Consider the following 15,322-nt stretch of genomic DNA (forward strand, 5'->3'; position numbering starts at 1 on the left):
TAATCAACCTTTTAAATTTACACAAATGAAAAAAATAATTATTTTATTACTCTTTGCTGGTTTATTAAAATTAAACGCTCAGGAAGAAATACGAAAAATGATGACAGACACAGTCTGGGAAAAATATGTTCAGTTTGATAAATCGTCACCTTTTTATAAAACTTTTTGGTTTTGGACGAAAGAAAGAATTTTCAACGGGGTTAACAGAGATGTTATTAAGTTTAGTAGTGATATCAGTATCCAATTAAAAAATTCATTTAATGAGAATGATTCAATAATTATTTGCAATCTAATACAAGAGTTAAAGGGAATTATTCCTAATAACATTAATTTCTCAACTCAAAAAAAAGGAAATGTTATTATTGAAATAGTCGCTAACGGCACTCGTTTTGGAAGTAGATCAAAAATAGGAAAATCTGGAATCATATTTAAGGAATATCAAATAGGTTTTAATGATTCTGATAGTTTCGAGAGTAGAAAACGAATATTGGAGTTTTTTGTGATAAGATCGTTGTGTGGTATTCAAAATGTCAAATATCGTACAAAAACGGGATATGCAATATTTGATGACTTTGATCCTGATCCTGTTTTAACAAAATTTAGCTTGTCGGATAGGTTTTTGCTTCAGAAATTATATTCTAAAGACTTGCTTAAGGAAGCTAAAAGTTATATACTCAGCAATTATACTAAAAGGTATTATTTAAACTTTTTCTATAAAAATGAAATGAAGTTCTTTGGTGTGATTTTATCAGTTTTAATTACTTTCTTAATTTTTATTTTTTCTTATCGTAGAGTATTTAGACGACGATATAGAGTTGGTTATTTAAATTATTTAATGCCAGGCATGGTTTTGATGTTTACCTCATATATTGGAATTAATTTATATGATTATTTAACGAGTTCAGGAGGGTTAGGTCTTTATTTGTATTCATGGTTCGTGACTTTAATCGTGTATATACCAATATGTTTAATTGTATTAAGTTTACTTTATGTTTTAGAGAAGAATATTATTAATAAAGAATGGACCATAGCAAAGCAATTAAAGTTGAAAATTATATTCACATTTTTGGTGATTATAACAATTATTGTTTTAATGTTTGTTTTTAATAGTGATAATAAATTTAATTTTATTATCAGTCTCATTGGAATTGTTGTTTTTTCAATACGAACTGCATTTTTATACTTAAGGGAGCAAACTGAAATACAATTACGAAAAAAAGATATCGAGCTGAGTAAGATGAAAGCGTTAAAGGCGCAGGCAGAAGTAGCTTCGTTAAATGCTAGAATTAATCCACATTTTTTATACAATTCGTTAAATTCAATAGTAGGTTTGGTAAGAAGTAATCCTGAAAAAACAGAACAAATGGCCTTGTCTTTGTCCGATTTATTTCGCTATAACATTAATCGAAATAATACCTTGAGTTCAACTATAAAAGAGGAGATTGAAGCGGTTCGCGCTTATTTGCAAATAGAACAAATTCGTTTTGGAGACCGTATGAAATTTTCAATTGAAGTCGATGAAAGCATAGAGCAGTTTGAAATCCCCCGAAACATTATTCAACCTTTGGTAGAAAATGCTATTAAACACGGCGTATCGAAAATAAAACACGAAGGTATTATTAAAGTAAAGATCCAAAAAAATAATGAAGTTGTAGAAATTAGTGTGTCCGATAATGGCCCTGATTTTCCAGAAGGTGTTATTACAGGTTACGGATTGCAAAGTATAAACGATATTTTAAAATTAAGTTACGAGGGCGAAGGAGAATTACATTGGGAAAATGAACCTGCTAAGCGTATATGGATTACCATTAGTGAAAAAGGATTTAATAATATGAAGCGATTTATAAATGAAGCAGTATAGAACCCTTATTATAGATGATGAACCACCAGCAAGACAACGGATAAAAGAATTACTTGGCGATTTTTCTGAAACTTTTTTGGTTGTTGATGAAGCTTGTAATGGGGAAGAAGGTGTTGAAAAAATTCAGATTTTAAAACCAGATATTATTTTCTTAGATATTCAAATGCCAGAAATGAATGGGTTCGAAATGTTGCAAAAGCTACAAAATATTCCAATAGTTGTTTTTTGTACAGCATTTGATGAATATGCATTGCAAGCTTTCGCCACTAATAGTTTAGATTATTTATTAAAACCTGTTAGAAAAGAGCGACTACAACAAACCATAGATAAGCTTACTTTTTTTAAACATGAAAAACAGACCGAGCAAATTTTAGAATTGTTAAAACATTTTAATGATAATCGGACTAAAGGCAAGGAGCTAGCCTCTATTACGGTAAAGGTGGGTAAGAAAATTAGTTTTGTGAAACTTGAAGACGTCGCATATTTCCAGTCTACCGATAAATATGTGTCTATTTTCACAAAGCCAGGAGAAGAACATATCACAGACCAGAGTTTATCCACATTAGATGATCAACTCCCTAAAGGTTTTTTGCGAATTCATCGTAGCCTTATTATAAATACAAATATGGTTTCAGAAGTTTTTACCCATTTTAATAGTTGTTATAATATCACAATGAATGATAAGCATAAAACAATTTTAAAAAGTGGTAGAAGTTATCAGCCACAAATAAAAGCGTGGATGGGTATATAAAAAAAGCGATTCAATATTTTGAATCGCTTTTTTTATTTTATTAATGCGCCTCCAACCAGTTATTACCAGTGCCTAAATCGACATCTAAAGGCACAGCCAATTGGTAGGCGTTTTCCATTTCGGTTTTTACTAAGGTTTTAATGGTGTCGAGTTCTGGTTTGTAAACATCGAACACCAATTCATCATGAACCTGCAGTAGCATTTTGGTTTTAAAATCACCAGCTTCTAATTTCTTATGAATATTAATCATAGCGATTTTAATAATATCGGCGGCACTACCCTGAATAGGTGCATTTACCGCATTGCGCTCTGCAGCCCCGCGAACTACAGCGTTACGAGAGTTGATGTCTTTTAAGTAACGACGACGCCCTAAAACGGTTTGCACATAACCATGGTCTCGTGCAAAATCGACTTGTTGGCTGATGTAGTTTTTTAACTTCGGATAGGTTTCATAATAGGTATCGATAAGTTCTTTGGCTTCGCTACGCGATAAATTAGTCTGGTTGCTTAATCCGAAAGCAGAAACCCCGTAGATAATTCCAAAGTTTACGGTTTTTGCATTGCTACGTTGTTCGCGAGTCACTTCTTCAATAGGTACATTAAATACTTTTGAAGCTGTCGAGGCGTGAATGTCTTCACCATGTTTAAAAGCATTAATCATGGTTTCTTCTTCACTTAATGCAGCGATAATACGTAACTCTATCTGACTGTAATCGGCAGCAAGTAGGGTGTAATCTTCATTACGAGGAATAAAGGCTTTACGTACCTGACGTCCGCGTTCGGTACGAATCGGGATGTTTTGTAAGTTCGGGTTGTTACTACTTAAACGACCAGTTGCTGCAACAGTTTGCATATAATCGGTATGAACGCGATGGGTTACTTCATCGACCTGAAGCGGTAACGCATCAACATAGGTACTTTTAAGTTTCGATAAACCTCTGAAATCTAAAATATGCTGAATGATATCGTGGTCTTTTGCTAGATAGCTTAAAATATCTTCGGAAGTCGCATATTGCCCAGTTTTGGTCTTTTTGGGTTTATCAATCAGTTTTAGTTTTTCAAATAAAATATCACCTAATTGTTTTGGAGAGGCGATATTGAATTGTTCTCCGGCAATCTCATAAATTTTGCTTTCCAAGGTTTTAATATCATTGTCTAATTGATCAGCCAGACTATGTAAAAAGTCTTTATCTAGGTTGATGCCTTCCAGTTCCATTGACGATAATACGCGTAATAACGGAATTTCAATATCATCAAATAACTTTTGTGTATTGGCTTCGCCTAATTCTTTTTCGAAATGTTCTTTAAGCTGAAGGGTAATATCGGCATCTTCTACAGCATATTCGGTTTGCTTGTCTAAAGCCACCTGACGCATCGATAACTGGTTTTTACCTTTTTTACCAATTAAAGACTCAATTGAAATAGGCGTGTAATTTAAATAGGTTTCAGCCAGGACATCCATGTTATGACGCATATCTGGATTAATCAGATAGTGTGCAAGCATGGTATCGAATAATTTGCCTTTAACCGTAATGTTGTATTTGGCTAAAACTTTAATGTCGTATTTTAAATTCTGACCAATTTTTTCGATGCTTTCATTTTCAAAAAATGGACGTAACTGTTCGATAAGTTCTTGGGCTTCGTTTTTATCTTCAGGGAATGGTAAATAAAATCCCTTCCCGGTTTCCCATGAAAAGGCTATGCCAACCAATTCGGCAGCTAATGGATTAAGATTTGTCGTTTCCGTATCAAAACATACCGATGTTTGACTCATTAAGTTTTTAATGAATAGTTTAGTCGCCATTCCCGATGCTACGCTCTGGTAAAAATGCGATGTGGTTTCAACTGTTTTTCTGGTGTATTCATTATGAGAAGAATGGTCTTCTTCATCGCTGCCTCCAAAAAGAGAGAACTGTCCGGCTCCAGCTGAAGCAGGTTCTTTATTAGATTCTGTTTTAACTGCTGTTTCAGTGGACGCTGCAGGTTGAGGAGTTGTTACTTCAGTATTAGCAGAAAAGGTTTTCAGGAAATTGGTAGTTAATTGTCTGAATTCTAAATCCTGAAAAATAGTCGTTACTTTTTCAATGTCAGGTTCAGACATTTCAAAATCATGCTCGTCGAATTCAACCGGAACATCCAGCATAATGGTTGCCAGTTTTTTTGAAAGTAAACCAAGTTCTTTATTGGCTTCAATTTTCTCTTTCATTTTACCCTTAAGTTCATGGGTATTCTCCAGTAAACCTTCCATGCTGCCATATTCGGCAATAAATTTTTTGGCGGTTTTTTCGCCAACACCTGGAAGCCCGGGAATGTTATCACTCGAGTCGCCCATCATACCTAAAAAGTCTATTACTTGAAGTGGGTTGGTGACTTCGAATTTCTGTTTTACTTCTTCAATGCCCCAGGTTTCGTAACCACCACCAAACGATTTTGGGCGGTACATAAAAATATTTTCAGAGACGAGCTGAGCAAAGTCTTTATCAGGCGTTACCATAAACGTTTGATAACCTTGTTTTTCAGCTTGTTTGGAAAGGGTTCCAATGACGTCATCGGCTTCATAACCTTCCTTAACCATAATAGGAATGTGCATCGCTTTTAAAATTTCCTGAATGTATGGTATCGCTACTTTAATAGCTTCCGGAGTTTCATCTCGATTCGCTTTATAAGCTTCGAACATTTCTACACGGTCGGCACTTCCGCCTTTATCGAAACAAACGGCTAAATGGTCTGGTCGTTCACGTTTAATAACATCTAAAAGGGAATTCATAAAACCCATAATGGCAGAGGTGTCAATACCTTTGCTGTTAATTCTTGGGTTCTTTATAAAGGCGTAATACCCACGGAAAATTAAAGCGTAGGCATCAACTAAAAATAGACGTTTTTGATCGGACATAATGTTTGTTTTGATAAGAAGTTCAAAACTACAAAAACTTACGCGATTATCGAGGTCTAAATAGACTGAGGCTTGTTATTAAATCAACTTTTTATCTCAGAAAATGTCTTGTGTTCTTAGGCTGAGATAGTTTGACTTTTGAGAGAAATTATGCTGAATCATAGTTTTAATTACCAACCATTTTTTGTGGTGTTGATTAGTCTTTATGAATCTTTATATTTGTTATATAATTAAGACTTATGATTGTAGAAGTTTGTGCAAATTCGTTTGAATCGGCTGTTAATGCCGAAAAAGCCGGAGCGCATCGCATTGAATTGTGTTCCGAACTGGCGGTTGGAGGTATTACACCGTCATTCGGACTCATAAAAAAAGTGGTTGAAACATTATCGATTCCAGTATTTGTATTAATTCGTCCAAGAAGTGGAAGTTTTACGTTTAGCGATGACGAGATGGAGATTATGAAACACGATATTAAGCTTTGTAAGGAGTTAGGTTGCGCAGGAATTGTTTCTGGGGCTTTGAATATTGACAATACCATTGATATTGATAAAACAAAAGTGCTAATTGAAACTTCAAAGCCATTACAATTTACCTTTCATAGGGCGTTCGATTGGGTTCCCAATCCGGAAGAAGCTTTAGAGCAATTGAAAGATTTAGGTGTTGATCGTATTCTAACTTCAGGACAGGAATCTTCCGCTGAAAAGGGTCTTGATTTACTTCAGAAATTAAAGGATAAAACAGAAGATAAAATTCATATTTTGTCTGGTGGTGGTATTAAGCCTGTTAATGTAGCGAAGTTTCAAGCGGCTGGCTTTTCAGAGATCCATGTGTCGGCATCAACGATAGAAACCGTTATTGATTCTCCAAAGGTTGCTATGAATAGTGTGAAGTTTTTCGATGAAACCATAAAATCTTATTCCGATGTGAATACCATCAAGCAGATTTTATCGATTACAGCTTCTGAAAAATAGTGAGTTACATAATTCTTAAGGTAGCGTTAAAACCATTTGAGGGTTTATTTTACTGTTTAAATTGAGTTATATTTGATAAAAAAATAAGTTATGCTGCGTTGGGCGATTTTCCTGATCATTTATATTATTGCCGATTTGTATGCCTTTCAGGCCTTTAAAACGGTAACCAGAAACCATTGGCTTCAGGCTATATATTGGGTTATTTCTCTATTGGTTATCGGTAATTTTGTTTACAACTACTACGGTTTTAATCGAAGTGATGGTTTTACGCACAGACATGCCTTTGCTTTTGGATTCTTTATAGCATTACTGGTGCCTAAAATGATTGTGTTGATTGCTATGTTGGGTGAAGATTTGTTTAGAGTTCCGCAGGCGATTTACAGATACTTTACTGAAGGCAGCTCAGCTGAAGGTAATTATTTTGCTTCGCGTCGTCAGTTTATAAGTAAAATTGCTTTGGGTGTTGCGGCGATTCCGTTTGCGTCAATCATTTATGGTATTTACAAAGGAAAATACAACTTTAAAGTTTTAAAATACACCTTAACTTTTGACGATTTGCCAGATGCTTTTGATGGTTATAAGGTGACTCAGGTAAGTGATATTCACTCCGGAAGTTTTGATGATATTGATAAAGTTGATTACGCAATTAACCTGATTAACGAACAGGAAAGCGATGTGATATTATTTACAGGTGATATGGTAAATAATAAGGCGGAAGAGTTGAAACCTTATCTCGGTATCTTCGGAAAGTTAAAAGCAAAAGACGGATTGTATTCCGTTTTAGGAAACCATGATTATGGCGATTATGTAACTTGGGATTCTGAAGCTGCAAAACATCAGAATCTTGAAGATTTAAAAACTCATCAAAAAGAAATAGGTTTCGATTTATTGCTTAATGAAAGTAGATTTATTGAGCGCTACGGACAACGATTGGCTATTGTTGGTGTGGAAAACTGGGGAACCGGTGGTTTTAAGAAAGCAGGTGATTTAAAGAAAGCTGTTAAAGATGTGCATGCCAACGATTTTAAAATTTTAATGAGTCACGACCCGACACACTGGGAAAAGAAAGTGAAAGACGATGACTATCATTATCATTTAACGCTAAGCGGACATACACACGGTATGCAGTTTGGTATTGAAATTCCAGGTTGGTTTAAATGGAGTCCGGCTAAATGGCGTTATAAATACTGGGCGGGAATGTATAATGAAATGGGACAATATCTTAATGTGAATCGCGGGTTTGGCTATTTGGCATTTCCTGGACGTGTTGGTATATGGCCTGAAATTACTGTTATTGAATTGAAAAAGGGTACGGCTACCGCTTAAAGTTAATCAGCTACCAGAAGCAATATTTCGATTGTCAATGAAATGTTGTATTTCCTAAAGAAATTGCGTATTTTTATAATTAGGCATTGTTAAATGTGTGATAAAGCTATACGAATATTCGTAATATGAAAAAAATGTGTAGGTTTGTAATAGTATATTTGACTCATAAACAATAAAGTATGTCAAAATTTGGGGAACTTATTGATGTAGAAATTCCGGTCTTATTAGATTTTTTTACAGATTGGAATGAGCAGTCTTCTACAATGCACGCTGTATTAAGAGATGTTGCTGCAGCATTGGGCGATAAAGCAAAGGTGATTAAGATTGACGTTGAAAAAAACGGAGAACTCGCAGAAGCTTTACGCGTGAAAGCTATACCAACATTAATTATCTATAAAGGGGGCGAAATGAAATGGCGTCAGAGTGGAGAACAGGACGCTAATACCCTTATTGGTATTGTTCAGCAATATATTTAATACGGAATAGCCTCGAAGCGATAACCTTTTTCTGTAAAGTGTTTCAATACTTTTGGTAAGGCATATTGCATGTTTTTTGCCGCTTTAAGGCTGTCATGAAAAACCACAATACTTCCGCTTTTAGTTTTAGAAATCACATTTTCTAAGCAAACGTCTTCGGGGATGTCTTTATCCCAATCGAACGAAATAATATCCCACATAATAATTTTATAGCCTAAGGATAATAGTTGCTTACCTTGCTTAGGTTTTAGTTTGCCGTAAGGAGGTCTAAACAGGTTTATGGTTAGAGGTATGCCCTCTAATTTGTGTTCTTCAATAGTAGTTTGTGCCTGTTTTATATTTTCTAAGTAATCCTGAAGTGAGGTTTTCCAGCCTCTTAAATGGTTGTGCGTGTGATTGCCTATAGTATGACCTTCCTTTAGAATATTTTGAAAAATTTCAGGGTGCTTTTCAATATTGTTTCCTATGCAGAAAAACGTAGCTTTAGCATTGTGCTTTCTGAGTGTTTGTAAGGTCCAGTTGGTGATTTCAGGTGTTGGACCGTCATCAAAGGTGAGGTAAATAACTTTGTCTGTAGTTGTGATGTCCCAAACATAGTTTGGGAACATCTTTTTAATAACTACAGGTATTTTTACAAACGAGGTTGGCATGGATTAATCTAAGATATCAGCACTACTGTCTTGTGGACTAAAGGTGCTGTCTTCTTCGTCTGGAGAATAAGCATCTTCATCGGCTTGATTACCGTAAAAATGTTTGAACAACATTAAGTGGTTGTTGAAAATATCGCCTTCCGTTTCAGCGAACTCAGGGTCGTATTTTACCAACACATCTACTAGTGCTTTATAACGCTGAATATCGGTATAAATTTCTTCAAACATTCTGTTTTGACTATCCACAGACAAACTACTGTAATAGGTTAAATTCTCCTGATATTTTTTAGCAACCTGTTTGAATAAGTTTTCTGCTTTTTCCTTATTCCCTACTTCGTAGTATGCGCTAATATAAGGTTCCAATAAGGTGTAATAACCGAAATGTTCTACCGGCATGTTAGTCATAGCGATATCTGCTATTTCTTCAGCTTTCTTCAGTTTGTTTTCATTTAATAATTGCTCGATTAAACGGGCTAAATTACTTCTATAGGTAATAGAGTTTTTGCGCGTTTCAGGATCGTGGTAAATATCAGGACTTCCGCTATTACCCCAATACCAGTTTTTCACTTTTTCGTACATCAATTCACTATCTACACGCCCCATGTCAAACGGATTCGATTTATCGATAGGTGTTCTAATAGGTACTAATTTGTAGCATAAACCATCTAATTGTAAATAGTCTTTCATCCAGATGTAATCGTCGTCACCAAAACTTCCACCAGTGAAATAAATAGGGCGTTTCCAGTCGTTGTTAGCAATAACATCTAACATCAATAAACGGTTTTTATAAAGGGCGTTACCGGTAATTGTAAGATCGATATAGGGAACAATTTTATCGGCATCTTTTGGTTTAACAATCCCCGATTTTAAAGCGTTTTCTTTGTTTACTGGAAGACGTAAATGACGTGTTGGTAAATAAGTAGCATTTAAATCCTGACGTCGAACCTGAGATAGGTCGATATTGTTTTGTTGTAAAACGTATTTGTATTTGGTTTTAGGGTTATCGCTGGCTACAAAATCTAAAAACTGTTTTACCATTAAAGTGTCAGGAATAACTTCTTCAATAACTATATAGTCATTCGTTCCGTATTGGTAATTGGCATGTTTTAATTGTGAAGGAATAGGTTCGCTCTCGTAAGCTTGACGTTTCATTTGGTCGATGTACCAGTCGGTTTGGAATAAACTGGTGTTTACCACACGAACATCGGTACGGTAGCCTTCAATTTCCTGAGCGTACCAAAGGGCAAACGTATCGTTATCACCAATGGTGAATAAAATGCCGTTTTCCTCGCAAGAGTCCAAATACATTTTAGCCATAGAGTTGGCAGTGTATTTTCCTGAGCGGTCGTGATCATCCCAATTGTTACCAGCCATAATACCCGGTACTAAAATTAAACAAGCAATAGTTATAGCGGGAGCGGTGAATTTTGAAGGGGCTAATTTTTTAACGGCGTCGTAAATGGCATAAACTCCGAAACCAATCCAAAGCGCGAACACGTAGAATGAGCCTACTACCGAATAGTCGCGTTCTCTTGGTTCAAACGGACGTACATTGGTGTACACCTGAATAGCAACACCTGTAAACAGGAAGAAGACTAACATCGTCCAGAAAACTTTTTTGTCTTTATTGAATAAAAAGAAGAAACCAACTAAACCTAATAAAAAGGGTAGTAAGTAATAGGTGTTTCTTGCTTTATTGTTTTTTACATCGCTTGGCAGATTGTCTTGCGATAAACCAAGAAGTTTTTCATCTAAAGGTTTAATGCCTGTAATCCAGTTACCGTGGTTGTCGTATTTTCCTTGGATGTCGTCTTGTCTTCCGGAGAAGTTCCACATAAAATAACGCCAGTACATATAACCCAATTGGTATTGGAACATGTATTTGATGTTATCGGCTAAACTTGGCTTTTCAATATCAATATAACTTTTAAAACGCTTTAAAAAGGTGTTGTAGCCTTCACGGTCTACATTGCCTTGTGCTACATCATTTTTAAACTGATTAACGGCACTGCGTAGCTGGTTATCCATTTGATGTTCGGCTTTTAATTTGAAATTTAAAAACCCGGTGAACATCATATAGTTTTCGGCATGTTCTGCACTCCACATACGCGGTAAGTAGGAAGCATGCTTAGAATTATAGTTTTGTTTTGCATTTTTGTAGTCGTTAACAATAACATATTTTCCTTTTTCTTCGTCTTTTTCGTATTTAGGTTTGTCGTCTACATACGGGTTGTTTTCATCAAGAAAAGCATATTGGTCGGTAAACTGTGGTCCGTAAAACAAATGGGTTTCAGGATACTGTTCTAAGTTGTAATATGCCAATAACTCACGTGCACTAGATGGATTATTTTCGTTAATTACCGTGTTGGCGTTAGCACGTATAGGAAGCATTAACCAGGTCGAGAATCCAACAATAACAAACGTTAAGCAAAGTACCGTGGTATTTAAATGTACATAGCCTTTAGTTTTGGTGTATTTTAAGCCATAATAGATAAGAGCAACCAAAGCAATACCAGCAATGATAGTTCCTGAGTTAAACGGTAAGCCAATAGTGTTAATAAAGAATATTTCGGAAGCACTAAATATTTTAAGAATATTAGGTGCTAATAATTTAAAGACAAATAATAAAACAGCTACCGATGCAATATTTGCAACGATGAAGTTTTTAATAGTTGTGGTTTTGTAATTTTTAAAGTAGTAGATTAAACCTATGGCAGGGATTGTTAATAATCCCATAAAGTGAACTCCAAAAGAAAGACCAATGATAAAGGAGATTAAAATTAACCAACGGTTGCCTCTTGGTTTATCCATGTCTTGTTCCCAGCGTAAACCTAACCAGAACAACACAGACATAATTAAAGTTGCCATGGCATAAACTTCGGTTTCAACTGCATTAAACCAAAATGAATCGGTAAAGGTAAAGGCTAAACTGCCAACCAAAGCACTTCCTAAAATAGCTAAAGCGTTATTCTGGCTTAACGGTTTGTTATTACCTACTAATTTTTTTAATAATAAAGTAATGGTCCAGAACATGAATAAAATAGTGAAAGCACTTGAAATTGCACTCATCATATTCATCATGAAACCAACCTGAGATGGCTCCAGAGCAAACATAGAAAAAAAGGCACCTAGCATTTGAAATAAAGGGGCTCCTGGAGGGTGACCTACCTGTAATTTAGCAGAGGTTAAAATATATTCTCCGGCATCCCAGAAACTTACAGTAGGCTCGGTAGTTAGGGTGTATGTGATAAGAGCAATTAAAAAAGTAAACCATCCTAAAATGGTGTTCCACTTCTTAAAGTTGAAATTGGTCATGAATTTTTCTTTATTTTTATGAAGGCGAATTTAATAATAAATATGGTATTCGTTACCTTTTTAAGTAAACGTTAAGGAAGGAATGAAAATTTTTTTAAAAAAAACTTGCAGAAACCAAACTTTGTTATAAATTTGCACCCGCAATCAAGCATTGGCCTATGGTGTAACTGGCAACACGTCTGGTTTTGGTCCAGAAGAGTCTAGGTTCGAGCCCTAGTAGGCCAACAAAATTGCAAAATCCTAATCTAATAAGGTTAGGATTTTTTTATGTTGTAAATTTAAGGATTTGATTTATTGTTTACTCCTTGGTTTTAAAGGTGATAATTGGTCTGTTGGCGTGATTAACCAGATCTTCACTAATGCTCCCGTTGAAGAAATGAGACAGTCCTTTTCGGCCGTGAGTGCTAATGCCAATTAAATCTGCTGAAATGGATTTGGCATAATTTAAAATCCCGCTTTCAACACTGGCATCATTATATATGATTGTGGTGTAGTCTTTTAAATTGAAATCTTTGGTGAAATGTTCAATTTTCGCGTTAGCTTCTTCGGTTGTGATGAAATAATTCGGGGTGTTTACCATTATTAAATGAAGTTTGCTTTGAAATAATTTGGCAAAACTAACAGCGCTTTCAAAAGCACTTTGACTATCGGTTTCAAAGTCTGAGGCATAAACCATGTTATCCACACTAAAATTATTGTGCTCATTTTTAATAACTAAAACGGGTGTTTCTGATGTGCGGACCACTTTTTCGGTATTGCTGCCAATAAAAATTTCTTTTAAACCGTTGGCGCCGCTTGATCCCATAATCACTAAATCGATGTGTTGTTTTTTGCAAACATGAAAAACGCCTTTAAAGATTTCGTGAAATTCTACGTGTTCCTGAATTTTAATATCCTTTAAATAATTTTTTTCTCTAAGTTCGGTAAATTGTTTGTGAGCCAGTTTCATAAAAAATAGAGCCTCAGGCAATTCGCTGAATCCACTAATGGGGTCTACTTGATGTAATGGTATTTCAAGAATATGTAGGAGGTGAAGTTCGCAATTGTGCTTTTTTGCCAGTTGTGCGGCAACTTTTAAGGCGTTCTCAGCTTCGGTTGAAAAATCGGTAGGGACAAGAATTTTTTTCATTGGTTTTGTGGTTTAATATTTTGAGTTTTATGGGTGTTATCGTTGTTTGATTTTTAATAAATATGGTATGAATTTAGTGATTTTAATTTGCTTGTTACACATACCGTCTACATCTAAATTTATGAAATATTCCTTTAAAAATCAATAAAATGTTATATATTTGCAGCGTTGAAAGGCGAAATTAAGAACGAGGGGACATGGAGTCCCCTCTTTTTATAATAAAAAATGTTTAAAGAAACCGTAAAAAATTTACTAGATGCAGCGTTGGAAGAACGCTCAGACTTGTTTTTAATCGAGTTTACCATTGGCAGTGATAATCATATTAAAATTGTGATTGATGGCGATAATGGCGTGTTGGTTGAAGATTGTATGTTTGTAAGTCGTGCCATCGAGCATAATATTGACAGAGAAGAACATGATTTTTCTTTAGAAGTTATGTCGGCAGGAGCAGCATCACCATTGGTAAATAAAAGACAGTATAAAAAGAATCTGAATAGAGACCTGAAAGTAAGAACAGCTTCAGAGAAGTTTGAAGGCACACTTGCTCAAGCCACCGACACAGATATAATATTAGAGTGGAAAGTTAGAGAGCCTAAGCCAGTAGGTAAAGGTAAAGTAACTGTAACTAAACAAGCGACTATCGCTTACGAGGATATTGTAGAAGCAAAAGTTATGATTAAATTTTAATTCAATAAGAGTTATGGAGAATATCGCGTTAATTGAATCTTTTTCAGAATTCAAAGACGATAAGCTAATTGACCGTGTTACGTTAATGGCGATTTTAGAGGAAGTTTTTAGAAGTGCCTTAAAGAAGAAATATGGTGATGATGATAATTTCGATATTATTGTAAACCCTGATAAAGGAGATTTAGAGATCTGGAGAAACAGAGTTGTGGTTGCTGATGGCGAGGTTGAAGATCCAAATCAGGAGATTTCATTAACTGAAGCTCGTAAAATTGAACCGGATTTTGAGGTAGGTGAAGACGTGTCAGAAGAAGTAAAGCTTATAGATTTAGGACGACGTGCTATTTTAGCATTACGCCAAAATTTAATTTCAAAAATTCACGAACATGACAATACTATAGTTTTTAAACAATTTAAAGACTTGGTAGGTGAAATATATACTGCCGAAGTGCACCATATTCGTCACAGAGCAGTTATTTTGTTAGATGATGAAGGTAACGAAATTGTATTACCAAAAGAAAAACAAATTCCTTCAGATTTCTTTAGAAAAGGAGATAACGTAAGAGGTGTTATTGATAGTGTGGAGCTTAAAGGTGCGAAACCAACCATTATCATGTCTAGAACAGCGCCTTCATTCTTAGAGAAACTTTTCGAACAAGAAATTCCTGAGGTATTCGACGGTTTAATTACAATTAAAAATGTTGTAAGAATTCCAGGAGAAAAAGCGAAAGTAGCGGTAGATTCTTATGATGACAGAATCGATCCTGTTGGAGCTTGTGTAGGTATGAAAGGATCAAGAATTCATGGTATCGTTCGTGAATTAGGAAATGAAAATATCGATGTTATTAATTATACTAATAACTTACAATTATACATTACCAGAGCATTAAGTCCTGCGAGAGTAACTTCTATCAAAATCGATGAAGAAAACAAACGAGCAGAGGTTATCTTAAAGCCAGAGGAAGTAAGTAAAGCGATTGGTAGAGGTGGTCATAATATCCGTTTAGCTGGTCAGTTAACCGGTTACGATATCGATGTGTTTAGAGAAGGTGCTGAGGAAGACGTTGAATTAAGCGAGTTCTCAGATGAAATAGAAGGATGGATTATTGAAGAATTTAGCAGAGTTGGATTAGATACAGCAAAAAGTATCTTGGAAGAGGATGTTAAAGATTTAGTAAAACGTACCGATTTAGAAGAAGAAACAATTAAAGAAGTTATTAGAATTTTAAGAGAAGAATTCGAAGAATAACATATATATTTGAGTAT

The 15,322-nt window shown here is 35.0% G+C and carries 11 protein-coding genes and 1 tRNA gene; 8 read left to right on the forward strand and 4 right to left on the reverse strand.

Features of this window, described 5'->3' with window-relative positions; all coding sequences use genetic code 11:
- Positions 1-25 precede the first annotated feature (25 nt).
- Positions 26-1,861 carry a sensor histidine kinase gene (locus ICJ84_RS14470; protein ID WP_188217128.1) on the forward strand — a complete coding sequence of 612 codons (1,836 nt, stop codon included), beginning with the start codon at positions 26-28 and terminating at the stop codon, positions 1,859-1,861.
- Positions 1,848-2,612, forward strand: coding sequence for a LytR/AlgR family response regulator transcription factor (locus ICJ84_RS14475; RefSeq protein ID WP_188217129.1), 765 nt, complete (start codon positions 1,848-1,850; stop codon positions 2,610-2,612). The genes ICJ84_RS14470 and ICJ84_RS14475 overlap by 14 nt, the downstream gene beginning before the upstream one ends.
- 40 nt (positions 2,613-2,652) lie before the next feature.
- Here the strand turns inward: ICJ84_RS14475 and polA are convergent, their stop codons facing one another.
- Entirely contained in the window at positions 2,653-5,505 is a 2,853-nt protein-coding gene (gene polA, locus ICJ84_RS14480) for a DNA polymerase I (protein ID WP_188217130.1), read from the reverse strand.
- 239 nt (positions 5,506-5,744) lie between these two features.
- Here polA and ICJ84_RS14485 point away from each other — a divergent pair, with 239 nt between their 5' ends.
- The 3 genes from ICJ84_RS14485 to ICJ84_RS14495 all read left to right on the forward strand — a co-directional run bounded on the left by ICJ84_RS14485 (position 5,745) and on the right by ICJ84_RS14495 (position 8,278).
- On the forward strand, positions 5,745-6,476 hold the full coding sequence (locus tag ICJ84_RS14485) for a copper homeostasis protein CutC (RefSeq protein ID WP_188217131.1): 732 nt from the start codon (positions 5,745-5,747) through the stop codon (positions 6,474-6,476).
- Between the two features lie 90 nt (positions 6,477-6,566).
- Entirely contained in the window at positions 6,567-7,802 is a 1,236-nt protein-coding gene (locus ICJ84_RS14490; RefSeq protein ID WP_188217132.1) for a metallophosphoesterase, read from the forward strand.
- A 179-nt stretch (positions 7,803-7,981) separates the two neighbouring features.
- Positions 7,982-8,278, forward strand: coding sequence for a thioredoxin family protein (locus ICJ84_RS14495; RefSeq protein ID WP_188217133.1), 297 nt, complete (start codon positions 7,982-7,984; stop codon positions 8,276-8,278).
- Here ICJ84_RS14495 and ICJ84_RS14500 read toward each other — a convergent pair.
- Both ICJ84_RS14500 and ICJ84_RS14505 read right to left on the reverse strand, forming a co-directional pair.
- Positions 8,275-8,928: a polysaccharide deacetylase family protein gene (locus ICJ84_RS14500; RefSeq protein WP_188217134.1), complete on the reverse strand. Its 654-nt coding sequence runs from the start codon at positions 8,926-8,928 to the stop codon at positions 8,275-8,277. The two genes, ICJ84_RS14495 and ICJ84_RS14500, sit on opposite strands and share 4 nt — an antisense overlap.
- A 3-nt stretch (positions 8,929-8,931) precedes the next feature.
- On the reverse strand, positions 8,932-12,243 hold the full coding sequence (locus ICJ84_RS14505) for a glycosyltransferase family 117 protein (RefSeq protein WP_188217135.1): 3,312 nt from the start codon (positions 12,241-12,243) through the stop codon (positions 8,932-8,934).
- A 152-nt stretch (positions 12,244-12,395) separates the two neighbouring features.
- Between ICJ84_RS14505 and ICJ84_RS14510 the strand changes: the two genes are divergently transcribed.
- Positions 12,396-12,468, forward strand: a tRNA-Gln gene (locus ICJ84_RS14510).
- Between the two features lie 73 nt (positions 12,469-12,541).
- Here ICJ84_RS14510 and ICJ84_RS14515 read toward each other — a convergent pair.
- Positions 12,542-13,372, reverse strand: coding sequence for a universal stress protein (locus ICJ84_RS14515; protein WP_188217136.1), 831 nt, complete (start codon positions 13,370-13,372; stop codon positions 12,542-12,544).
- 225 nt (positions 13,373-13,597) lie between these two features.
- On the opposite strand from ICJ84_RS14515, the gene rimP reads away from it, so the two are divergent.
- Both rimP and nusA read left to right on the forward strand, forming a co-directional pair.
- Positions 13,598-14,059, forward strand: a complete 462-nt coding sequence (gene rimP, locus ICJ84_RS14520; RefSeq protein WP_188217137.1) for a ribosome assembly cofactor RimP — start codon at positions 13,598-13,600, stop codon at positions 14,057-14,059.
- Between the two features lie 13 nt (positions 14,060-14,072).
- Positions 14,073-15,305, forward strand: a complete 1,233-nt coding sequence (gene nusA, locus ICJ84_RS14525; RefSeq protein WP_188217138.1) for a transcription termination factor NusA — start codon at positions 14,073-14,075, stop codon at positions 15,303-15,305.
- The last annotated feature ends 17 nt before the right edge of the window (positions 15,306-15,322 follow it).

The organism is Aestuariibaculum suncheonense (assembly GCF_014596935.1).
In the GTDB taxonomy this organism is placed as follows: domain Bacteria; phylum Bacteroidota; class Bacteroidia; order Flavobacteriales; family Flavobacteriaceae; genus Aestuariibaculum; species Aestuariibaculum suncheonense.